The 24291-nt window shown below is 35.5% G+C and carries 16 protein-coding genes; 2 read left to right on the forward strand and 14 right to left on the reverse strand.

What is annotated here, in order from left to right:
• Window positions 1-48: 48 nt before the first annotated feature.
• A complete protein-coding gene (locus QMA06_RS00160; protein WP_290204859.1) occupies window positions 49-1047 on the forward strand; it encodes a N(4)-(beta-N-acetylglucosaminyl)-L-asparaginase in 999 nt (332 codons plus the stop codon).
• Here QMA06_RS00160 and QMA06_RS00165 read toward each other — a convergent pair.
• A complete protein-coding gene (locus tag QMA06_RS00165; protein ID WP_290204860.1) occupies window positions 1044-2456 on the reverse strand; it encodes an aldehyde dehydrogenase family protein in 1413 nt (470 codons plus the stop codon). The two genes, QMA06_RS00160 and QMA06_RS00165, sit on opposite strands and share 4 nt — an antisense overlap.
• Window positions 2457-2732: 276 nt before the next feature.
• Here QMA06_RS00165 and QMA06_RS00170 point away from each other — a divergent pair, with 276 nt between their 5' ends.
• Window positions 2733-2993 carry a hypothetical protein gene (locus QMA06_RS00170; protein WP_290204861.1) on the forward strand — a complete coding sequence of 87 codons (261 nt, stop codon included), beginning with the start codon at window positions 2733-2735 and terminating at the stop codon, window positions 2991-2993.
• Window positions 2994-3103: 110 nt separating this feature from the next.
• On the opposite strand, the gene QMA06_RS00175 is transcribed toward QMA06_RS00170, so the two are convergent.
• The 13 genes from QMA06_RS00175 to QMA06_RS00235 all read right to left on the reverse strand — a co-directional run bounded on the left by QMA06_RS00175 (window position 3104) and on the right by QMA06_RS00235 (window position 24278).
• Window positions 3104-4480 (reverse strand): sugar porter family MFS transporter, encoded by a 1377-nt coding sequence (locus QMA06_RS00175; RefSeq protein ID WP_290204862.1) that lies wholly within the window; start codon window positions 4478-4480, stop codon window positions 3104-3106.
• Between the two features lie 83 nt (window positions 4481-4563).
• Entirely contained in the window at window positions 4564-6411 is a 1848-nt protein-coding gene (locus QMA06_RS00180) for a family 43 glycosylhydrolase (protein ID WP_290204863.1), read from the reverse strand.
• Between the two features lie 142 nt (window positions 6412-6553).
• Window positions 6554-8260: a sulfatase family protein gene (locus QMA06_RS00185; RefSeq protein ID WP_290204864.1), complete on the reverse strand. Its 1707-nt coding sequence runs from the start codon at window positions 8258-8260 to the stop codon at window positions 6554-6556.
• Complete coding sequence (locus QMA06_RS00190; protein ID WP_290204865.1) at window positions 8257-9147, reverse strand: alpha/beta hydrolase; 891 nt, start codon at window positions 9145-9147, stop codon at window positions 8257-8259. Before QMA06_RS00190 ends, QMA06_RS00185 begins: the two co-directional genes overlap by 4 nt.
• The gene (locus QMA06_RS00195; protein ID WP_290204866.1) at window positions 9148-11736 is read right to left on the reverse strand and encodes a glycoside hydrolase family 2 TIM barrel-domain containing protein; all 2589 of its coding nucleotides are present in this window, start codon (window positions 11734-11736) and stop codon (window positions 9148-9150) included.
• A gap of 23 nt (window positions 11737-11759) precedes the next feature.
• Window positions 11760-13979: a beta-glucosidase BglX gene (bglX, locus tag QMA06_RS00200; protein WP_290204867.1), complete on the reverse strand. Its 2220-nt coding sequence runs from the start codon at window positions 13977-13979 to the stop codon at window positions 11760-11762.
• Between the two features lie 4 nt (window positions 13980-13983).
• Window positions 13984-16329 carry a beta-glucosidase BglX gene (gene bglX / locus QMA06_RS00205; RefSeq protein WP_407704286.1) on the reverse strand — a complete coding sequence of 782 codons (2346 nt, stop codon included), beginning with the start codon at window positions 16327-16329 and terminating at the stop codon, window positions 13984-13986.
• Window positions 16319-17128 (reverse strand): carboxylesterase family protein, encoded by an 810-nt coding sequence (locus tag QMA06_RS00210; protein ID WP_290204868.1) that lies wholly within the window; start codon window positions 17126-17128, stop codon window positions 16319-16321. Before QMA06_RS00210 ends, bglX (QMA06_RS00205) begins: the two co-directional genes overlap by 11 nt.
• A 17-nt stretch (window positions 17129-17145) precedes the next feature.
• Window positions 17146-18120 (reverse strand): metallophosphoesterase, encoded by a 975-nt coding sequence (locus tag QMA06_RS00215; protein WP_290204869.1) that lies wholly within the window; start codon window positions 18118-18120, stop codon window positions 17146-17148.
• A 3-nt stretch (window positions 18121-18123) separates the two neighbouring features.
• Window positions 18124-19482 carry a glucoamylase family protein gene (locus QMA06_RS00220; RefSeq protein ID WP_290204870.1) on the reverse strand — a complete coding sequence of 453 codons (1359 nt, stop codon included), beginning with the start codon at window positions 19480-19482 and terminating at the stop codon, window positions 18124-18126.
• Between the two features lies 1 nt (window position 19483).
• Complete coding sequence (locus QMA06_RS00225; protein ID WP_290204871.1) at window positions 19484-20863, reverse strand: glucoamylase family protein; 1380 nt, start codon at window positions 20861-20863, stop codon at window positions 19484-19486.
• A 117-nt stretch (window positions 20864-20980) separates the two neighbouring features.
• On the reverse strand, window positions 20981-22720 hold the full coding sequence (locus tag QMA06_RS00230; RefSeq protein ID WP_290204872.1) for a LamG domain-containing protein: 1740 nt from the start codon (window positions 22718-22720) through the stop codon (window positions 20981-20983).
• Window positions 22721-22733: 13 nt separating this feature from the next.
• Entirely contained in the window at window positions 22734-24278 is a 1545-nt protein-coding gene (locus QMA06_RS00235; RefSeq protein WP_290204873.1) for a RagB/SusD family nutrient uptake outer membrane protein, read from the reverse strand.
• Window positions 24279-24291: the final 13 nt, after the last annotated feature.

Here is a 24291-nt window from a genome sequence, read left to right on the forward strand (position 1 = left end):
ACAATCAGGGTTGAATTCGATGAGATCTTGCTATAAATTTAGGATAGTTTGAAAAGAAGAGATTTTATAAAAAATGCATCATTTACCGGATTAGGCTTAACGATTAACAATTCATTTGCAAAAAATGCTATTCTTGAAAAACCAATCTTTAAAGCTAATAAGACAGATAAGGTAATATTACCTGTGGTAATTGCCACCTGGAATGTTAAAAAAGCAACAGCTAAAGCTATGGAGGTTTTACAAGCTGGCGGCGATGCTACAGATGCTGTAGAACAAGGTTGTAAAATCGAGGAAGCTAACGAAAAAGGACAAACTGTTGGTAAAGGAGGCTTACCTGATAGAGATGGTAATGTAACACTCGATGCTTGCATAATGGACCAACACGGCAATTGTGGCTCAGTAGTTTATCTTCAAAACATTACTCATGCCGTCTCAGTAGCGAGAAAAGTTATGGAAGAAACACCACATGTAATGCTTGCTGGCGAAGGCGCTAAAGAATTTGCAATTTTACAAGGGTTTGAACCTGAAGATCTCCTCACTGAAGCATCAAAAAAAACTTGGGAAAAATGGAAAGTTGAAGCCAATTACGAACCAATTATCAATATTGAAAATCATGATACGATTGGTATGCTCGCTCTTGACAAAAATGGTGATATCTCTGGGGCGTGTACTACAAGTGGTTTGGCCTATAAAATGCCAGGTCGTGTTGGTGACTCACCTATTATAGGTTCTGGTTTATTTGTAGATAATGAAATTGGTGCTTGCGCAGCCACCGGATTAGGTGAAGAAGTTATAAAAACAGTGGGAAGCTTTCTAGTTGTAGAATTAATGCGACAAGGAAAGTCGCCTCAAGCGGCCTGTGAAGAAGCTATTGGTAGAATTGTTAACAAACCTCATAGTGACTACAAAAACTTTCAGGTTGGTTATATCGCCATTAATAAATCGGGTGAAACCGGGTGTTACTCTATTCATCAGTATTTTAGCATGACGAAGTTTCAAGATGGGATAAACGAGCAGATACAGTCTGATTATTTTAATAAAGATTAAAACCACTTTACAGTTAACCTGGCCAATTTTTCTTTCATATTAGTATAAGGTGGAAACAATAATTCTGTAACCCCAAAGGTATGTTGTTTTAAAACCGATCGTTCATTACTAAAGGCCTTAAACCCGTAAAACCCATGACTCTTACCAATTCCACTATTATTTACACCACCAAAGGGTAAGTTATGATTGGCATAATGTAGCACACTATTATTTATACACGTACCACCTGCTCTAGTATTATTCATAATTTTTTTAATGCTGGCTTTACTCTTGCTATATATATAAAGTGCCAATGGTCTAGGTTTGGAATTAATATACGCCATTGCCATGTCTAAACTCTTGTAAGTAACTATTGGTAGAATAGGTCCAAATATTTCTTCTTCCAGAAGTTTTGCTTCAGGTTTTAAATCGGAAATAATGGTGGGCTCTATATATTTTGAAGTGCTCTCGGTACTGCCTCCAATTTCAAATTTAGCATCTAATGATTTAGCATTTTCTAAATAAGAACTTAAACGTTCAAAGTGCTTATCGGTTACTATTTTTCCGTAGGAATCTGATGCTTTGGGGTTATCGCTATAAAAGGTGTTTAACCATTTAATGCACGATGTAATAAATGACGCTTTTACGCTTTCGTCTATAAGGACATAGTCTGGTGAAACGCATATCTGTCCACAATTTAAGAATTTTGCCCACATTATTTTCTTTGCTGCCTTATCGATATTAGCAGTTTTATCTACTATGGTAGGCGATTTTCCGCCTAGTTCTAAGGTTACTGATGCCAAATGCTGAGAGGCAGCTTCCATCACTATTTTTCCCACTTTTGGAGAACCTGTAAAAAAAATATGATTAAATGGTAGTTTTAAAAGTTCTGTAGAAACTTCAACCTCTCCTTGTATTAGCGCTACTTCATCTTCTGAAAACACTTCTGAAACTATCTTTTCCATTAATACCGACGAATGAGGTGTCATCTCAGATGGTTTAATTATGGCTGTATTTCCAGCAGCTATAGCGGATACTAAAGGTCCAAAGGTAAGATTGAAAGGAAAGTTCCATGGTGAAATAATTAAACAGACACCTTTTGGCTCATATTTAATATAAGAACTCGACCCCAACATGGATATGGGTGTGTCAACACTTTGCTTCTGCATCCATTGTTTTAACTTTTTCTTAGCGTGCTTTATATCTCCTACTATCGCGTAAATTTCTGTAAGCTCTGTTTCAACAACTGGTTTACCTAAGTCTTTATATAAGGCGGATTGAATTTCTTTTCTATACGTTACCTCTATAGCACGTTGAAGTTGATCTAATTTTCTTATTCTTTCTTTAGAGGAACTATTCCCAATAGCAAATTGATTTTGCCGTTGTTGGTTAAACAATTTAAAATAGGAATTATCATTGAAATCATTCATAATTTTTCAGTATTAATGCGCTTTTGAAACTGAATTTGTGTATTTCATCGATGTTTTTAATTTTAGAGTGTTTTTCATCCATAAAATAATGTTGTTCAGCATTAAAGCTAACCTTTTTAAAGGGCTGCGAGCCGATTTTGTGTATTTCATCGTAGTTTTTTACGAGTACTTTCCTGTTATCCATTTATCGACTTGTTTCATCTAAATTTTTCTTTCACATTAGATATCCGTCGTTTCTTTGACTCGAAGTTAAAACAAATATAACTTCTTACGATTATGAAAAATGCTTTAATCATCACATTATTTTTAACAATGTCTTTAACAGCTTTTGCTCAACAAAAAGTTTCCGTTAATAATGAAATTGAATTCGTTGAAGCTAATAAAGTTGAAAAAACAGATGCTAAAGCAATTGATATTTCTGCTAAGATAAAATCTAAGGTTTTAAAAATGAATCGTAAAAAGAGTAATGAAATTATCAGTATTAAAGCTTATAGAAAAAGTCTTCAAATTAAAGTTAAGACTGTAAAATTTTGTTAAGTCATTAAAATTTATGCTATTAACCAATATATTTTGCTATTAACCATTTAATGAAAAACAGACTGTGCAGTTAGACAGTCTGTTTTTTTTTTAGAATACGATCTTTTTAATTATTTCCAGAATCCTTCAATTTCTTCTAATGTTTTTCCTTTCGTCTCTGGTATAAATTTATAAGTTACAAAAACAATTATTAGAATAAATACTATAAAAATATAGTATGGAAGGGATCCATTCCAAGGCTCACTATTATTCATTTCACTCCCCATTACAATAGGAAACGACTGAGAAACCACATAATTGGCAGCCCATTGCGCAGCAACAGCAACTGACATAGCTACACTTCGGATTTTATTAGGAAACATTTCGGACAATAACACCCACACTACTGGGCCCATTGATAATGCAAAGGATGCGATAAAAAGCAATACACCGATTAAAGATAAAACACCAACACTTTCTTGCTGTAATGTGATACTTAAAAGTAAAAAACCTACAATCATACCTATAGAACCAATATAAAGCAGCGGTTTTCTACCAAATTTATCAACTGTAAACATAGCCACAAATGTGAATACTAGGTTTACGAAGGCTAATAATATTTGTTGGGCTAGCACATCTTCTTTTCCAAATCCTAGTGCTTTTTCAAAAATATCAGCTCCATAATATAACACAGCATTAATTCCTGTAAATTGCTGTAAAACAGATAGAACAGTACCAATAGCAATTATAACTAATATAGCTTTAGAAAAGTAACTTACTTTTATACCATCATTATTTTCATCCAAAGATTTTTTAATACTTAACATTTCTTTTTCAGCAGTATCATCACCATTTATTCTTTTTAAAACTGTTAAAGCTTCACTATCTCTTCCTTTTAATGCTAGCCATCTAGGACTTTTAGGTACAATAAACAACAATAATAAAAACAAAAGACTAGGTACCAATTCTGACCAAAACATACGTCTCCATCCGAATTGAATATTTTCAGACACACTTAAATCATTACCTATAAAATAAGTTGCTAAGAAAACCACAAAGAAACCAACTACAATGGCCAATTGATAATAAGTTACCATACGTCCTCTAATATTTGACGGTGCAATTTCTGCAATATACATTGGTGCATTCATGGATGCCACGCCAATGCCTAATCCTCCAATAATTCTAAACACCACCAACATACTAACGGTTTGCGGAAACATTTCTGGCAATCCAGACCCATAGGCCGATAGTGTGAAGAATATGGCAGAAAGTATCAATGACCATTTTCTACCAATTTTAATACTTAATGGACCTGCAATTATAGCTCCTACAAAACATCCTAAAAGCGCGCTTCCAACTACCCAACCTTTTAAAGCATCACTAAGGTCGAAATACTGTGTTAAATAAAATTGTGCTCCATTAATTACACCTGTATCATACCCAAAAAGCAAACCTCCTAAGGCGGAAACGGCTGCTATTAATAATAAGAAAACACCTTTTTTCATTTCAGTTTTATTTAATAATTAATTATTTTTTAGTTCTTGAATATTTTATAAATTCATATTAGACAGAATTTTTATTACAGTATTTATTCGATAAAAATAACCTCACTTTTTTCTGAGATTCCGTTTTCGCTAAAAGACTCAATGCTAAAATAATAAGACGTATCGCGGTCTAAATTACGCATATAAAGTTCTTCAACATCATAGACCAACCACGATTGATAGAGCTTATCTTTAGCAATACCCCAACGTATATTATAGCCTTGAGCTCCTTCTACAGGGTTCCAAGCAAGTGCAGCATCTCTACGATCTTTCTGTCTTTCAATATTAAAACCGGTAACTTTTTTAGGCTTTTCTTCAAGTCCTAAGCCAAACACTCTAATTTCAGACATGGCAAAGTTTGCGCCTGGCACTTCAATATTATTATAACGCACATATTTTGCTTTTACTGGCTCGTTCAAAACGAGATAAGCATTGGGGGCATCAATATCACTTTTACTTCTATCTACAACCGTTTGCCAATTGTTGCCATCTTCCGAGACTTCGATTGTAAAGCGATGTCTTAAACCTTCTACGCGTGTGTAAATTCCAGATTCATGGTCGTGATAATTAAGTTGTAATGCGTGGATGTTTCCTGCGTTTTGCATTTCAATGTTAACCCATTGTTTATCATCATTGGCTTCCGCTACCCAGAAGGTTTTAGGGTTTTCATCCGTTAAAACCTTCGCGGTAATTTGACCGTCATCAGTTTTCTCTACAGATAACTCCGTCACTTCCACATCATCGTCATTCGATGTAAATTTCATAATTTGTTTTAAGGATGTTGATACGGTGACATCGCCTTTGTATGACAACAACATCCAACCATTGTGTTCTCCTGCTTTTGAAGGATGGCTAGCACCAAAACGTGGATAATCGCCATATTCCGTATTTGAATACATTAAACCGTCCTCATCAAAATACGTAGGAAACATACACAAGCGACGTTCCCACTGCGCATTAGAAGCCAATGCCATGGTTGCAAAATGCCAATATTGACCATTGGTTTGTTTTACTGTTATTCCATGACCTGCTCCATTCGTAAATCCACCTGGCTTAAAACTCATTGGATTGTTTTTCATATAAGTAAAAGGCCCAAGTGGTGTATCGCCAATATAGACACCATCAGCATACACATTAAACTGTGTGCCAGGTGCGGCATATTGCAAATAGTATTTCCCATTGTGTTTAGTCATGGAAGCACCTTCCATATAACCTTCCTTTAAAGTGGGATGATAATTATTTTCACCAAAACGTTCCCATCCATGTTTTTCTTCATCAAGATTAAACAATTCCTTCTTAACTCCTGTTTCTAAAAATCGATCATCTTTATTCAGCATTTTTACACGAAGTGGATGTACGTTAGAAGACCCCCAATACAGATAAGTTTTACCATCATCATCAATGAATAATTCCGAATCCTGAATATTATTAGAAATTGAAGCGGTGGGTGTCCAAGTGCCTTTCTTTGGATCATCAGTATAAAGAATACTTCCATAACCCGCAGGATCACCAGCAAAATAGACTAGCGAATCTTTATATGTAAATGCTGTTGGCGCATTACTCCCTTCAAAAAACCATTGTTGTGGCTTAATAAAATCCCAGTTGACCAAATCCTTAGAATGCCAATACCCAAACGAACGTGTGACGAACATATAATATTCTCCTTTAAATTCAATAACCGCAGGATCCGCACCAGAACGGTATGATTTATTTTTACTAGAATTGTAAACCATATAGGTATAATCTATATCGAGCGGGTTGATATAAGTTTGGTGCTTTTTTTTCTCGGTGTCAACTTTATGGGTTTCATTTAATGCTAGTTCCCCATTTTTGGTGTGAGTAGTACATGAAAATGTAAGTAAAATTGAAATGGATAGGAATAAATTTTTCATGGAATAATATCTTATATGTTCTTAAAACTCTTTAATCATTGCTTTATATTCTTAAAGTCTCCTCAAAAGGGACAATAGATTGATTCAACCGAAAAATTGTCCCCATGTGGGGTATTTTTATACTGAACAAGCAACGGTTTCACTATAATTTTGTGTCTTTATCCGTTTGCGGATTATATGACGTTCCGGTATCACCTCTTAACCTTTCAAATTGTTTGTAACCACGCTTAACGCTTTCCTCGGAAGCTTGCTCAAAATCAGAAAGAGTTACTTTATATTTCTTTTGAAGCTGGGTCAACTTTGATCTTAGTTGTGCTTCAATTTTATCGTATTCCGCATTATCGATTTGATTATTGATTTCTTTTGGGTCTTCTTCTAAATCGTATAATTCCCAAGTATCGATATCATCATAGAAATGCATTAACTTATAGCGTTTAGTTCTAACTCCATAATGTTTTTTTACCATGTGAAATGCTGGATAATCGTAGTAATGATAATAAACTGCATCTCTAAAATCGTCTGCATCAAAGGTGTTTTCCAATAAAGGACGTAAGGATTTTCCTTGCATATCTGCTGGAATTTCAACTTGCGCATAATCTAAAAAAGTTTCGGCAAAATCTAGATTCTGGGTCATGTCATCAATTACGGTTCCTGGTTTAATTACATCAGGGTATTTTACAACCAAGGGCATTGCTAAAGATTCTTCATACATATAACGCTTATCGAACCAGCCTTTTTCACCTAAATAAAAGCCTTGATCAGTGGTATAGATAACCATCGTATTTTCGGCTAAACCATTTTCTTCAAGAAAATCCAAAACCTTACCAACCCCTTCATCTACCGAGGCAATTGTTGCTAAATAGTCTTGTAGGTAACGTTGTCCTTTATACTTTGCTAATGCTGCCCGTGATAAATTTGAATCGTGAAAGGCATCATTCTTTGCTTGATAGGCCTTATCCCAAGCTGTTCGTTGTGCTTCGTTCATACGGTTGAAATCCGATTTCCATGGGTTGTGTGCCAATTCTGGACTTCCTTTCTTTTTGGTCAATTTTAAATCGTGACCTTCATACATATCTTTATAAATGGTTTGTTGTTGCTGCTGTGAAGCTAAAGACCCTTCGTGAGCTGTAAAATAGGTGTCAGGCAAGGGAAATTCTACGTCATCAAATTTATTGGCATGTCGCAATGCTGGCATCCAATTTCTGTGTGGTGCTTTGTGTTGTAGCATCAGCATAAATGGTTTATCGCTATCTTTTACTGAATTTAAATATGCAATTCCATCTTGGGTAATAATATCTGTGGCGTAACCTTCAGTTCTTGAGGTATCGGCTACTTTGGTAATTTCGTTTATCGCTATAAAATCTGGATTGTAGTAATTGCCTTGATCTGTTAATATTTTCCAATAGTCAAACCCTTCCGGTAAACCATGTAAATGCCACTTTCCGATTACCGCTGTATTATAACCTGCTTTTTGTAATAACTTAGGGAAGGTTTGTTGGCTACCATCAAATTGGTCGCCATTCATTCTAAAACCATTAATGTGACTAAATTTCCCAGTCAACACAACGGCTCTACTCGGTCCGCATATAGAATTGGTACAGAAATTATTTTTAAACAAAGCACCTTCGGTAGCAATGCGGTCAATATTTGGTGTTGGTGCTAATTTACTTATAGGATGACCATAAGCACTAATCGCCTGTTCTGCATGGTCGTCTGCCATAATGTAAACGATATTTGGTCGTGGTTTCGACTTCTCGGCTACATTAGAAGCGGCATCAGTATTTTTAGGTTCATTCTTGCAAGAATGAAATGCAACAAGCACGATTAAAGCAAGGAATAAATTTTTCATGGTTGTTTCGTTTTTATAATTTTAGTCTGAATGACTTCATCATTTATCATGGTTTGATTAAAAAAGTTGAATACTTTATCTAAATCTTCAAAAGGAATTCGAGATACTTCATGCCGACCACCATTAACAATATTGAAGTAATAAGAGGTATTAAACTCTTCGAGTTTTTTCGCTATAATTTCAGAACCATCCAACATAATATAACCATCCCTTTCTGGGTCGCAGTAATGATGTGGTGCATTGCCAAAAGGCACTAGTTGGTCTTCTGTTCCATGATATAAAACGGATGGGACAGCATTGTCTTCGGTAATATAACGCGCATCCATTACAGCACCAGCACAAGAAAATAAGCCTGCAAATTTGATGCTTTTATATTCTTCTTTATGTTCAATGAAATAATCTTTCATAAAAACGGCATTCAATACGCCCTCGGCTCCAGCGCTACTTCCACCTGCTATAATTTTAGTGGTATCGATTTGAAACATGTCAGCACGCTCAACTAAATATCTTGCCGCATCTAAATAATCAATGGCGGCTTGTTTAAACGTTTCTAATTTTTCGTCTTTGGTACAATCGCAACCAAAACCTGTAGTGGTTCCTTTTCTTAATAAGCGATAATCAATAGAAACACCAATGTAATTCTGTTCTTTAGCAGCATATTTCACTAATTTGTTATCATCTGGAAACGCACGATGACTGCCTGAAAATCCACCGCCATGCATCCAGAGCAGAACCGGTAATCTTTCGTCCTTTTTTACTTTTTCTGGTGTAAATACATCGATTTTCAAAGTGTCATTACCTTTTATCGCATAGGTGAACGTCTCCATATTTTGTGCGGAAAGTCCATAAGCAATCAGTAAAACAAGGATAATTGTTACCTTTTTCATTTAATCCATTTTTTCTATTAGAATTCCACTTATTACAGTTTCACCATCTATTGAGTTAAGTGAAATTGTTAATCCTTCATTATTAATAATATCAATTTTAGCAGTTTCTTGAATACCGTATTTATCTGGAAATGTTTCTGCCATATTAAATTGTTTAGCGATGGTAATGCCATTCAACTTAATGTCGAAAATACGCTGTTCTTGTATTTCCTCAGACGATTTATTAGAAGCATTTAAATTATAAACTAACTCGACATTACTCTTTAATTGTGGCTCTACGAAATACAACGTTACTTTATATTCACCATCAGGGACATCAACCTTATATTGGCTACAGTCAACCAAAATGGTTTGATAAACAGTCTCTAAGTTTGAGTTTTTAATATTGTTCGGAATGCGCTTTTTTTCACACTTTCCTGAATTTGGCATATAACCATACAAGTTTTCAGAATATGATCGGTCTTGAAGATAAGTAACTCCCGAAACCTCGTCTGTATAATTAATGTGTGTCCCTAAATTAATTCCTAAAACATTTGTTGGATAAGTTTTTAAATTCTGGATAATATTAGCATTGAAAACAGTTTCATCCTGTTGATTTCCCGCAACTACTTTAATTGTATTATCACCTTCTTTAAACGGAATTTTGATTTTTGCTATGCCAGTTTCAAAATTTAGATCTTTGAAAAATTCTCCATTCACATAAATTTTCCCATTGTGTTGATTTGAAAATACAACGACGTCATGTGTGTTATTTTCTAACAAGGTCAATTCATTCTGATACTTCGCAATATGAATAAAAGGCGAATTGTTTAAAACCGATTGATACCAATAATAAACTTCTTTGGGCTCACGATTGTATTGTACCAATCCTTTTTGGTTGACATGTGGCTTGGTTTCCCCACGGAACTCTGAACCAAAATCGGCAAAATTCCATGCTGTCATTCCGGTGACAAATTCTCGTTCTTGAACTTGATGGTAATAGCCTGAATGCAATAATAATTGATATTCTTGTGAATAATCGTAGCGTAATGGTGTTGTTGTTGAAATATTGACATCGGCACCTGGACCATACTCAGAAATCATGATAGCACGATCTGGATAACGCTGGTGCTGGTCATCTAGAAAAACTCCCAAATCTTTAATGGTGTCGTGATACCAGCCAAAATATAAGTTCCAACCAACTAGCATCGATAAATCTGCTATTTTGGTGTCGTTATAAAGTTCATTAAAATGCAATGCCATTACCGTTATATGATTTGGCGCTTCTTTTCGGGTTAAATCTTCTAATAGTTTGGCGAGTTGGTATGTGTATTTTTTTCGCTCTTCTTTTTCAGCTTCCGATTCTTTTTTATCGAATGCTAATCTCAAGAATATTTCGTTCATATACCCCATCATTACTACCGAAGGATAATTATAATATTGCTTTATATGCTCCTTTTGCATAGTGATTGACGTTTCAAAAAATGCTTCTGAATTTGTGACTTTATTGACGATTGGGATTTCGGTCCACACCAAAATTCCGAGTTCATCACAGTGTTTATAGAGTTCGCGAGCATGCGGGTAGTGTGCAAATCGAATGACATTTGAGCCCATATCTTTGATGAGTTTTATATCTTTTTTCTGAAGTGAAAGTGGAACTGCATTCCCATAGCTTTCGTAATCTTGATGACGATTTACACCTATCAATTTTATTGGTTTTCCGTTTAAAAAGAAACCCTTTTTTGGATCAACGGATACCCAACGAAATCCGATATTAGTAGTTTTTGTATCTAAAATTCTGCCTTTATTATCTTGAAGTACAAGTTTGAGTTTGTACAAATATGGATTTTCTGGGGACCATAATTTTGGGTCCGTAATTTCTGGAAGATTAATTTTAAATACCTCTGTTGTTTCAGATTTAAGATTTAAGTTCTCTGTATGTGATTTTACAATATTTCCTTGAGCATTGGAAAGATTAAATTTCAATTTTACATTTTTATGTCTTAATGCAGCATTGTTTAGAATCGCTGTTATTTCTATACGTGCTTCGTCCGCTGAGACTTCTGGGTAGTTGATATAAAACCCATCAGTAGCAAAATCATCTAAACTAAAATGTTGTTTGGGTAAGGCAATCAGTTCCACATCACGGTAAATTCCACCATAAAATGTAAAATCGGCATCTAAAGGAGGAATGTCTTCATTATGCGTATTCTCTACGGTAACTTCAATTAAATTGTACGTGTTATAATTAAGGTATTTCGTAATATTAAAATTGAACGCGGTGTAACCTCCCTTATGATTACCTACTTCTTTACCATTAATAAATATGGTGGCTTCTTGGTTTACAGCATTAAACTTTACGTAGTGAACTTTTTCTATTTCTTCTGATGCTATGAAAACCTGTTTTTTATAATACCCTAATCCTCTGCGATAGCCAGATGCATCATCGAAAGCATCCAACTTATTCCAAGTATGTGGAATATTTATAGTTTCCCAATTGGTTTTATTTTCAGAAAACTGCCAGCCAGAATTAATGACTTTAGATTGCGCAAAAATTTGAAATGAAAAAGCCACACATAATAATAAGGGTAGGGAATTTAATTTGTTCATTATGTGCGGCATCATTTCTGCTATTAATCGTTTAAGTTAAATAGATGTTTAAATTTAAAGTCAGAACTTGGTGCAATAGCAATCTCAAATTCTCCAGGTTCTACACCATACATCATGTCGCTATTGTAAAATTTTAAATCCTCAACTGAAATCGTAAAAGTGACTGTTTTGGTTTCTCCTTTTTTTAGAAATATTTTCTCAAAGCCTTTGAGCTCTTTTACTGGTCTTGTAATGCTCCCTACTTTATCGCGAATGTAGAGTTGAACTACTTCATGTCCGTCATAATTTCCAGAATTGGTAACCTCAACACTTGCTTCAATCGAATTTGAAAATGTCAATTTTTCTGAAGACAATTTTAAATCAGAATACTTAAAGTTCGTATAACTTATTCCATGCCCAAAAACAAACAAGGGTGAGTTCGGAACATCGATATAATTACTTTTGTAATCTTGTTTCGGATTGTTTTCAGGAATAGGACGTCCGGTGTTTTTCATATTGTAATAAATTGGCACTTGACCCACATTTCTAGGAAATGTAACCGTTAATTTCCCTGAAGGGTTGACTTTACCAAAGAGCAAATCTGCTGTGGCAGCTCCTCCCATAGTTCCTGGAAACCAGATTTCTAGAATAGCATCTACTAAATCAACTTCTTCCGAAAGATTCAATGGGCGACCATTCATTATAATCAATGTGATTTTTTTATTCGGGTTGGCTTCTCTTATCTTCTTAATAAGTTGTGGTTGAATACCTGGAATTTTTAGGTCTGTTCTTGATGCTGCCTCTCCACTCATGTGATGATCTTCTCCCATTACCAAAACAATTTCGTTAGCTTGGTTAGAAACTCTAATTGCTTCCTCAAAACCAGAATCATCATCACTTAAAATTTCACAGCCTTTAGCATATAAAATTTGGTTCGGCTTTAGATAATCTTGAATTCCTTCAAATACACTTATGGCTTTTCCACTACGGTTACCCTTAGCCGCCCAGTTACCAAGTATATGCGCTTCGTCTTTCACTAAAGGGCCTATAAATGCGATAGATTTTGAATTTTTAGAAAGTGGTAATGTATTGTTCTTATTTTGTAATAAAACCGATGATGCAGCGGCAATTTCTTGGGCTTTATCTAAATATCTTTGTTGGTATTTAGTAGTATCTTCACGTTGCTGGTCGATATATCGGTAAGGATCATCAAATAATCCTAGTTTGAATTTGGCCAAAAGAATTTTTCGGCATGCTTCATTGATAACTGCTTCTTCTACTTTACCATCCTCAACCAATTTCTTTAAATGTAAACGGTATATTTCTCCCATCATATCCATATCTACTCCGGCATTCATACCAATTCTTGCGGCATCAATACTATCCTTAGCAAATCCATGTGGTATCATTTCATTTATAGACGTATAATCTGAAACGACGAAGCCTTCGAATCCCATTTCATCTCTAAGAACATCTCGCAGTAGGGCTTTACTTCCTGAAGTTGGTACACCATTTAATTCATTAAAAGCCGACATCACAGTTTCTACACCAGCATCGATTGCAGCTTTAAAAGGTGGTAAATAGGTGTTGCGCAATTCGCCTTCTCCCATATTGGTGGTGTGGTAATCGCGGCCAGCTTGCGCCGCCCCATAAGCTATATAATGCTTGGCACAAGCTAAAATGGTATTGGTTTTAGTAAGATCGTCACCTTGAAACCCACGAACATACGCTTTCGCTATTTCATTATTTAAATAAACATCTTCCCCTGCGCCTTCAGAAATACGACCCCAACGTGGTTCTCGAGAGACATCAATCATTGGTGCAAATGTCCAATGAATGCCTTCTGCAGAAGCTTCTTCTGCTGCAATGCGTGAACTTTCTTCTACCATTTTTAAATCCCAACTAGCTGACAGGCCCAAATTTATTGGAAATATGGTTCGAAAACCGTGAATTACGTCATATCCAAACAATAAAGGAATCCCTAAACGTGTATTCTCAACTGCTAATTTTTGCATATTGGTTGTACCTTCCACCGTGTGCGCATTTAACATGGCTCCAACATTACCTTCTTTAATATGTTTTTTATTATCGGTTTTAATTATGGGCCCTGTTTGGTCAAAATGTCCACTATACATCACCGTTTGACCTATTTTTTCTTGAAGTGTCATTAGACGCATTAGCGAATCTACTTTAGCTTCATAGTTTTGAGCAAAACCATAATTGCCAATGCAAATTAATAATATTAGAAGTCGTTTAATTCCCATCCTTTTATTCAGTTAATTGAAATTCTTTCATCATTTTGGTGGTTGAATCTGTACCCACAAATACATGAAATTTTCCTGGTTCTGCTACAAAGTCTAAGTTTGAATTATAGAATTTTAAATCTTCAACCGAAATCTTAAAAGTGACCGTTTTTGTGTCTCCTTTTTTAAGGTAGACTTTCTGAAAACCTTTTAATTCTTTTAAAGGTCTGGTGACTGAACCTACTAAATCTCTAATGTAAAGTTGCACGACTTCCTTCCCATCGTAATTACCAGCATTAGTGACCTCAACAGAAACATCGATTGAACCATTTGTACCGATGGTATCTGAACTTAACTTTAAATTTTTATAATCGTATTTGGTATAGCTTAATCCGTAACCAAATGGATATAATGGTTCGTTACGCTCGTCGATATAATTACTTCGGAATTTTTCAAATTTACCTTCTTCATTCATCAATGGTCGTCCCGTGTTTTTATGATTATAAAAAATTGGAATCTGTCCTACACTTCTTGGAAACGTGGCGGTTAATTTTCCCGAAGGATTTACATCACCAAATAATACATCTGAAATAGCTAAACCGGCTTCACTCCCTGGAAACCAAACATTAAGTATAGCTGGTACATTTTCGTTTTCTTCTACCAATTCTAATGGTCTTCCTGTAAATAAAACTAATACCACAGGTTTTCCTGTTTTAAGCAAAGCATTCAACAAATCTTTTTGTACTTGAGGAATTCCAATTTCGGTTCTACTGCTACTTTCACCACTAAATTCAGCAGATTCACCAATGGCTGCAATAATAACATCCGCCTTGTCAGCAATATTTAAAGCTTCATCCAACAGCTCTTTATCTGATCTTCCGTCTCTTGGAATAGTTTTACCGAACATTGTCGCTCTTTTTTCGAGTTCTAAATCGTAATCGAGATTACTTCCTTTAGCATGCAATATTTTAGCCTTATCTCCAACTACAGTTTTAAGACCTGCCAGGAAAGGGTTTGATTTATCTTGCTGCGTGGCCACACTCCATGTGCCAGCCATATTTTTTGCATTGTTTGCCAATGGCCCTATTAAAGCTATTGTGCCTTCTTTTTTCAATGGAAGTAAATCTCCTTGATTTTTTAGTAAAACGGTAGATTCTGCTCCTACTTTTCTGGCAAAAGCTCTATTTTCAGTTGTGAATACTTCATTTTTTGCTCTATCGCTATCTAAGTACTTATAAGGATCTTCAAATAATCCTAACTGATATTTTGCAGTTAGCATACGTCTTACAGCCGTATCAATATCCTCAATTTTTACCATGTTCTTATCTAATGCGGTTTTCAATGATTTTACAAATGCCGCTGTAGCCGCAGGTGAATCTCCAGCCATATCCATGTCGATTCCCGCATTTAAAGCTTGGGACACCACTTGTTCCTCATTTCCCATACCATGAGCCATCATTTCATAAATTCCGGTGTAATCCGTTACTACAAAACCGTCAAAACCCCAATCATCACGCAATAAATCTGTCAATAACCATTTATTACCTGTTGCTGGTATGCCATCAATTTCATTAAATGAAGCCATTACTGAACCCACTCCTGCATCAATAGCCGCTTTATAGGGCTCCATATATTCGTTAAACATTCGTATTTTACTCATGTCCACCGTATTATAATCTCGTCCCGCTTCTGAAGCTCCATACAAGGCAAAATGTTTTACACATGCCATTAATGTATTATTGGCGCTTAAATCATTTTGCTGATAACCTTTCACCATGGCTTCGGCGATACGACTACCCAAATATGGATCTTCTCCGTTCCCTTCAGAAACTCTTCCCCAACGAGGATCGCGTGAAATATCTACCATAGGTGAAAATGTCCAATTGATACCATCTGCACTTGCTTCGTTTGCCGCCATACGAGCGGTTTTTTCAATGAGTTCCATATCCCAAGTTGAAGACAGACCTAATGGAATAGGAAATGTTGTTTCGTAACCATGAATAACATCCATACCAAATAAAAGTGGAATCTTCAATCGGCTTTCTTCAACAGCAATTTTTTGAACAGCTTTGATTTTTTCGACAGACTTAATATTGAACATACCGCCTACTAAACCGTTTTGAATCTTTTTACCGACATCAGAACTTTTACCTTGACCCGTGGTAATATCTCCTGACACAGGAAGATTCAATTGTCCAATTTTTTCATCTAATGTCATCAGATTTAATATAGAATCTACTTTTGCCTCTACTGTAGTATTATTAGAAATTGAAGTCGTTCTAGGTGTTTGCGTTTGTGCTTTGCAGCCCGTGTAAATTAGAGCTATAGCTACAATTGTTATGGTGTTTAGATTAAATAGTTTACTCATCATTCTGTTTTGATTTAGAAAAAAGCCAGGTTAATAATTCGGGTTCAGCAAAAGCTGTATCCCAACTGTTGTGGTTTGCAAAGTCGTATAATGTTAATTTTGGAAATCCGCCAGCCGCTATAATTGCTGATGTCATTTGTAATGATAATTTTGGATCTACCACATCGTCTTTAGCTCCGTGGAAAATCCAAAGTGGAATTTCTTTTGCATAATTTGTTACGGAATCTGGATCTCCACCTCCACAAATAGGAATTGCGGCAGCGAACATTTTTGGTTTTCTATGTAAGATTTCAAAAGTCCCCATACCTCCCATAGATAACCCCATAACATAAACGCGATCTCTTTTTACGTAAGGTTTAATTATTATATTATCCATTAATCCCATAACTAAAGCCAATGCCGTTGTTGGTGGTTCATCATATTTATAATTGAATGTTATCGGTTTTGTTGAACGGTCAGCGTCGAGTTTAGACCAATAATCATTTTGCGAACATTGTGGAAATATTACAATAGACGGCAACGAATCTCTATTTTGATCATTTAAAAATAAATGACTTCCATGGACCAATTGTTTTTTATTATCATTTCCTCTTTCACCTGCTCCATGAAGAAATAATACTAGTGGATATTCTTTCGTTTTATCAAAATTTTTAGGAAGTAGCATTCGATATCTTAGCGTATCGCCATTTTGAATATAGCGTTCTTCGGAAAAATAATCTTTTTCTTGGGCGGTTAGATTGATACTACTTATTAAAAATAGTAAACCAATAACCGAGTGTATATCTCTTAAATTAATAGTCATAATTTACATTTTACATTTTACATTTTAACATTATTAAAAATAAATTCGTGCTCTGGATCCGTATTAAATTTATCTAACCAAGGTGAATAGGTTTTCACCGTAATCAATTGGTTTTTTTTGTCGACTTTAATGATTCGTAAATAACCTGAATCACCTTTCTCGACACCTTTTACATTTTTTTGGTAATTAGCCAACATTTGATAAACATCCTTTTTGAAATCGTTTTTTGAAACTAATTGTCCCACACCTGAACCTAAGATATGTCCTGAAAAAACCATTAAAACATTTTCATTTCTCTTAATGAGCTTTTCCCATAAATCACCACCGTGATTAACCGCATTTTCACCAATCTCTTTACCAACTCCATATTTCTGTGGCAAATACCAATCTTCCCCATCTTGCAAGGTATTATCATTATACATATAAGAATGCGTGTTTACGATGACGTGATGATTCGGATGATTTTCTATCAATTTATTAGCCCATTCAATAGTTTTATTTCTAGGTCCGAATTCTAATGAAAATACCAGCCATTTTTCACCTATAATATCATATTCAGCACAGTTGTTATCAATTGCGCCTTTAGGAAATGTGGCAATGCTATTTGATTGGTTTATGTACGCTGACGATACAAAATATTTATTAGCGAGCTCGGTATTTCTAGTATCGGCGAATTTCCCAGTTTCACTTCCCATATCATGATTACCTAGCGATAAATTATAAGGAACTTTGCCATCTATTAAAGCAAATCCTTCTCTAGCGATTTCCCATTCTTTTTCTGAATTATTTTGCGTAATATCGCCTTCGTGCAATACAAATGAAAATCTTTTTTCTTGTGTTGCAATCCACTGCATTTGATTTATATACACCTCAGGAAATTCTTCCATATAGGTTTGGGTATCTGGAAGTACTACAAACTCAAAACTATCTTTAGTTTTACAAGATAAAGTACAGAAAACTGTAAAAATGATTATGTAATATTCAATCTTCATACTTTAATAACTAAATCCCAAGGCATCTAACCCATTTTGCACATCTCCATTTTGCATAAAAAGCGACCATAATAAACCCGTTCTATAATTTTCAATCATAATAATTTCTGGACCTTGATCAATGGCTAAGTAACGTTCAGTCACCCAATCGTTATAATGTGGACTGAACGCATCATAAAAACCTGCTGGACCTAATAAAATATCTTTTTTACTATAAAAATAATGCATGGCTGCCAATGATTTTTCTGGTGTATACGGAATGGAACTGATGGCTGCTGTTGGGGAAATAATTCCAAGATCATTCTCTGGATCGTGAGCAGAATACCCCGTAGATCCGTCTGAATTTCTACTATAACTCGCCGTTAAGCCCCAACAATCTTCACCATAATCTACATAACTATTTGGATTATTGACACAATGTTGATAATTGATATTGGTGTGGTTTACATTTAAACTCCAGTAGTTAGCATATTGATCTGATAAATTTGTAGGATTTAAACCCAAAAAAGAATAATGCGCCCAAAATAAAGGCCCTGTTCCGCTACCAGCATGATCTAAAATTAATGGAATATCAAATTGGTTTGCGGCTGAAACGATATTTCCATTGTTAGCATAACCTTCGTGATATGTCTCAGCAGGAATAGTATAATCTGGTGAAGCTGCTCCCAGAATAAAGGCAATCATGGTTTCATTATGCCCTTTCAGTTTTAAATTCATGGCAAATGCGTTATTAGGACTCCAGTGCCAGTATAACGTATTTTGGTTCTGCGTATACCAATCCCATTCTACACCTTTCCAAAGCATGTCAGCTTGGGCAGCTAAAGCTTCTTCTTCTGTTGAACCTCCTTCAAAATATTCTTTTACACAAATAAGACCTTGTACTAAAAAAGCCGTTTCTACTAAATCGCCTCCATCATCCTCTGGACTAAAAGGTATTGTGTTTCCGTTAGTGCCATCTATCCAATGCGACCACGCTCCATGAAAACGATCTGCATTTTCAAAAAAGGTTAAAATTTGGCTCAATCTACTTAAGCCTTCAGTTCTTGATATATAACCCCTTTCTATACCCACTAAAATCGCCATTAATCCAAAACCACTTCCTCCAGTCGTTACTACATTTTGACTGTTTGAAGGATCGTTAGTATGGTATCTCTCTCTTGCAGCGCCAGAATTTGATTCTGCAAAATCCCAAAAGTATTTAAAAGTGCGTTCTTGAGTTAAATCCATAAGTTCATCGTCAGTCAACGTTTCAACAACAGGATCGTCGTCACTAGGATTGTAAGGCTCTTGATAACCTGGACCATCGTCTGAACCGCAATTAATTAATAATACCGCTAGCAATAAAATTCTAAAATTTTTCATATTAATTAATCTTATTATATGTAAAACCGAGCTTGTCTAAACCAGATTGTACGTCTTTATTTTTCATGAATAAACTCCACAATAAACCTGTTCTATAATTTTCTATCATCACCGGTATTGGGCCCTGATCTATAGCCAAATATTTTGGAGTAGACCAATTATACTCAAAGCTAAAAGCGTCATAAGGTCCAAATTTACCAACCAAACTATCGTGGTGTTTATATATATTTTCTAAAACATTCATACTCTCTTTTGGAGTATATGGAAATGACGATAACGCTGCTGTGGGCGAAATAACTCCGAGGTCCCTTCCTGGCCTATGACCTTTATAGCCGTTTACAGAATAACTAGAAGTTAATCCCCAAAGATTATCTCCGTAACCTTTAAAATTTTTAGGGTTGTCAATAGCATATCTATATTGAATTTTAGCGTGGTTTTGAACCAGTTTCCAATAATCGGCATATTGATCTTTTAGGCCTTTTGGATTTAATCCTAAATAGGAATAATGCGACCAAAACAAGGGACCAACCTCTGGCTTGTGATTACCATAATAGTTTAAAACCAAATCTAAATCATATTGATTTTTATTTGAAACGATATCGCCATTTTTGGCCCAACCTTCTTCATAAACCGTTTTACTAATGGGATGTGTTGGAGATGCTGCAGCAAGCACGTACATTATTAAGCATTCGTTATATCCACCAACGGGAAAGTTCATTTCCCAACCATATTCTGGTGACCAATGCCAATACAAAACATCTTCTCCATTTTTAGTATACCAATCCCATTCCACTTCTCTCCATAGTTGATTAATCTTAGCAACTAATTGTCTTTCCTTTTCCGTATCACCATCAAAATACTCAGCTACGGTTAGCAATCCTTGCATTAAAAATGCGGTTTCAACCAAGTCTCCACCATTGTCTTTTTTGCTAAACGGATAGACTTTTCCTGTTTCACCATCAATCCAATGTGACCATGCGCCATGGAAACGATCTGCATTCTCTAGAAAATCTACAATTTTATGATATCTGGTGAGTGCTTCTTCCTTAGGAATAAATCCTCTTTCTATCCCTACTAAAATGGCCATAAGACCAAAACCACTTCCACCAGTAGTGACTGTATTTTTTGGAGATGTTGGATAAACATTATCCATGTGAATACGTTCTCTTGCCAAACCTGAATTGGGCTCAGCACCTTCCCAAAAATAGTCGATGGTTTGTTTTTGAATAGTGTCTAACAACTTGCTTTCGCTGTATGTAATTTCCTGTAAAAAAAACTCAGCATGTGCCAGTTCCTTTTCAGAATTGTCATTGTTACAGCTCACGAATAGATATAGCAAAGCTATCAAAACTAAAAATATGATGTGTTTTGATCGTTTCATACCAAAAAAAGTAAGATTTCAATAAGCTTTAGCTGCATTTATTATTTTATAAATACAGCTAAAGCAAGGAAGACTAATTCAAATTCTATTTAAGTCAATTTAACTTAATCTCAAATATCAAAGCATTGCTTGGATTTCAGCTTGAGATAAGGCCTTTTTATAAATTTTTAAAGCATCCATTGCGCTTTCGTCAGACAAGTGACCCCAACCCGTAAAACGTGGAGCACCAGACATTATGGATAGGATATCGCACCCTGTCCAATCAATACCAGAAAACTCACCCTGTTTTACAATGTCTCCGTCTATATAAACCACACATTCTGTTTCAGAAATAGTTACTGCTATTTGAACCCATTGATTACTACTTGGGTCAATATCGGCTGCCGCACCACCATCAAACCATGTCTCACTTTCTCCATTACCGACATTTAGTTTAATACGTTGCATACCACCAGCGTTTTCACGAAATACTCTAAATCCACTTGTTCTGTTATTTTGAGCATCAGGATTATCAGTATCTGGAGGACCAACTACTAATATGCCTGCTCTATCTGGCATAGCATTAACTTTATAGTTAAATACCGCAGAAAATTCGTCATTCAATAACCCATCAGTTGGGAAGGTTAGATAAGAGTCTGCTGCACCGAGATATGCATTGCTTCCCTCGTAAGCCCCAACCATACCAGTAAATGAAGGATTACCAATTTCATTACAATCTTCACCGCTATAGCTTTCTTTATAACTACCATTAAATCCAAGTTCAAAAATTTCATCACTCTGAGCAATAATTTCTAAAATTTCATTTTGTGATAACGCAACATTAAATAATCTTAAATCATCTAAATAACTCGAATCTGATAAATGACCCCAACCGGAAAATCTAGGTGCCCCAGACATTATTGAAAGAATGTCGCTCCCTGTCCAATCTATACCATCGAATGCCCCCTGTTTTACGACCTCACCATTGATGTACACAACGGCTTCTGTTTCTGAAATTGTAAACGCTAAGTGCACCCAATCATTTGTAGTTGGATCGACATCTGCAGCGGCTCCACCATCAAACCAAATGTCTGCAGTACCGTTTCCTACATTAAGCTTATAACGTTGCATACCACCTGCATTTTCACGAAAAAATCTAAATCCACTAGTTCTATTATTTTGAGCATCTGGATTATCAGTGTCTGGAGGGCCAATAACTAGCAAAGCTGCTCTATCTGGCGTTGCGTTAACTTTAGTCCATAATGAAGCACTAAATTGTGTACCCAATAAACCGTCTGTTGGAAATGTTAAATAAGAATTTGTAGCTCCCTGATAGGCACCTGAACCTACTCTAGCTTCTGGCGCAAAACCAGGATTTCCAACCTCAGTAGCATCTGTAACTGAAATTAATTCGGTATAACTACCATCGAAATTCATATAAAAAGTTTCACCGCTAAAAAGAGGGGTATACGGAGGTTCTTTACTAAAATTTGATGTAGCCGTTGTTTCATTGCCTGCAATATCTGTAGCTGTAACCTGCAATACATGTTCACCTGTAGTAATATTGTCGTACATGAATTGGTTATTGAAAATTCTATAATCCAAAAATGAATCGAAAGTTGCAATGGTCTGACCGTCTAAACTGACCTTTACCGACATAATTTCTATATCGTCTTCTACTTTAAATTCAATGGATGTTGATGTTACCGGTTCTGGTACCTGAATCTCAAAACCTTCTGACGGTTTTATAATGGTTACAATAGGTGATCCAGCATCTGGTCCTGGATCTACTTCGGTGATTGAATCGATGCCATCATAACAAGACACCATCATTAGCAAGGCTGAAATCGCTAAAATATATTTTTTAAAGTTTTTCATGTTGAATTTTTTTTTAATTGTTATCACTCTCAAGGGGTAATAAATCCAATTGTGCTTGGGGATATGGCAACAATTCTTTATCCGCTGTAAACGTTCTACCATCATAGCTTAATTCGTCATAATTATTCAAGCGAATCATATCAAAATAGCGAATTCCCCATTCCATGGCCAATTCTGCAAATTTCTCGTCCATAACTTGGTCATTAGTAACGCCTGAAAGTGAAGGCATACCAACTCTTCCTCTAACCATATTTACTGCAGCATCTGCGGTCATAGCAGAACTACTTGCTCCTTGCGTCAGTGCTTCTGCATGCATTAATAATATTTCAGCATATCTAATAACAATAAGATTTTTACTAGACCCATACGAGGTTCTTCCTGCTGTTAATTGATTCGATGGCAAATAATGTTTACCACTTCCAAACATAGCTCTAGGGTAATCATTGAAGATATCACCATCTAAAGTAGTATTTGAAATATAATTAGGCAATGAGGCATATTGCGGATCCATCATCAATTCATCGATTCCTCTAGGTGTAAAATTCACACTAGTCACTAATCTTGTTTGATCTCCTCTATCAATCATAAATTTAATATATTTTAAACTCGGCTCATAGAATCCCCAACCTGCAGATGCTCCTTCGACAGCTGGTGTCCAGCTAGAAGGGCCAAATGGTGCAAACAAATGATTGTTTGCCGCACCATCTTCTGTGTTATAATCCGAAAACTGGAGCTCAAATAAACTTTCGTTACTCAATTCACCCGGCTTTTTGAATAATTCATAAAATTCTGGATAAAGCATAAACTTGTTAGACTCAATAATCTCACCGGTAGCATTAGCTACGCCTTGGTAATTTTCAAGTTCTAAATTGGCCATAGCTTTAATTGCCAAAGCCGTATATTTTGTAACTCCACCGAGTACATCTTCTCTTTCATTTGGTCTTTTATTAGGGAGAAAAGGTATCGCTTCATCCATTAAATCTGAAATATACTGCATTACCTCCGCTTTGGTTTTAACACCATTTTCTAACTCTAAAGCAATATCAGTAGAACCTATTATAAAAATATCTCCCCATAACCTAGACATCTGAAAATGTGTAAACCCGCTTAACACCTTACATTCTGCCATATACTGGTCTGCTCTGTCCAAATACTCCTCCTCCGTTGCAAAATTCTGATAGAGTTGAATCGTTTCGCGTGCACTTAAAATTCGTACAATATCGCCATAGAAATTTTCCCATATTTGATTGTACATCCAATAGTTATTATCATAAATAAAAAGATCTGTATCTGCTAACGGTTGCTGGTCACCAAGTCCTCCTGCATTAACATCATCTCCTCTTACACCAATGAGTATTGGGTCTTCCCAACCTCTTGAATAAACTGCAGAATAAGCACCAATTAATGGCAAATTCATATCTTCAGATATGGTATAATCCACATCGCCTGCAGCCAGCTGACCATCATTTTCTTCCAATTTATCATTACAAGAAAATACAATCACACAAAACGATAGCATTAGAGCCAACTGTTTTGTTCCTTGTTTTAAATTTTTCATATCTAGCATTTTT

It is taken from the genome of Winogradskyella bathintestinalis (assembly GCF_030407435.1).
GTDB lineage: Bacteria > Bacteroidota > Bacteroidia > Flavobacteriales > Flavobacteriaceae > Winogradskyella > Winogradskyella bathintestinalis.

Excerpts from the sequence above, each read along its gene's own strand:
- QMA06_RS00165 (WP_290204860.1), bottom strand. The coding sequence starts at position 2,456 with ATGAATGATTTCAATGATAATTCCTATTTTAAATTGTTTAACCAACAA.
- QMA06_RS00175 (WP_290204862.1), bottom strand. The coding sequence starts at position 4,480 with ATGAAAAAAGGTGTTTTCTTATTATTAATAGCAGCCGTTTCCGCCTTA.
- bglX (WP_407704286.1), bottom strand. The coding sequence starts at position 16,329 with ATGATGAGTAAACTATTTAATCTAAACACCATAACAATTGTAGCTATA.
- QMA06_RS00195 (WP_290204866.1), bottom strand. The coding sequence starts at position 11,736 with ATGAACAAATTAAATTCCCTACCCTTATTATTATGTGTGGCTTTTTCA.
- QMA06_RS00180 (WP_290204863.1), bottom strand. The coding sequence starts at position 6,411 with ATGAAAAATTTATTCCTATCCATTTCAATTTTACTTACATTTTCATGT.
- bglX (WP_290204867.1), bottom strand. The coding sequence starts at position 13,979 with ATGGGAATTAAACGACTTCTAATATTATTAATTTGCATTGGCAATTAT.
- QMA06_RS00225 (WP_290204871.1), bottom strand. The coding sequence starts at position 20,863 with ATGAAACGATCAAAACACATCATATTTTTAGTTTTGATAGCTTTGCTA.
- QMA06_RS00210 (WP_290204868.1), bottom strand. The coding sequence starts at position 17,128 with ATGACTATTAATTTAAGAGATATACACTCGGTTATTGGTTTACTATTT.
- QMA06_RS00215 (WP_290204869.1), bottom strand. The coding sequence starts at position 18,120 with ATGAAGATTGAATATTACATAATCATTTTTACAGTTTTCTGTACTTTA.
- QMA06_RS00185 (WP_290204864.1), bottom strand. The coding sequence starts at position 8,260 with ATGAAAAATTTATTCCTTGCTTTAATCGTGCTTGTTGCATTTCATTCT.
- QMA06_RS00235 (WP_290204873.1), bottom strand. The coding sequence starts at position 24,278 with ATGAAAAATTTAAAACAAGGAACAAAACAGTTGGCTCTAATGCTATCG.
- QMA06_RS00190 (WP_290204865.1), bottom strand. The coding sequence starts at position 9,147 with ATGAAAAAGGTAACAATTATCCTTGTTTTACTGATTGCTTATGGACTT.
- QMA06_RS00220 (WP_290204870.1), bottom strand. The coding sequence starts at position 19,482 with ATGAAAAATTTTAGAATTTTATTGCTAGCGGTATTATTAATTAATTGC.
- QMA06_RS00230 (WP_290204872.1), bottom strand. The coding sequence starts at position 22,720 with ATGAAAAACTTTAAAAAATATATTTTAGCGATTTCAGCCTTGCTAATG.
- QMA06_RS00170 (WP_290204861.1), top strand. The coding sequence starts at position 2,733 with ATGAAAAATGCTTTAATCATCACATTATTTTTAACAATGTCTTTAACA.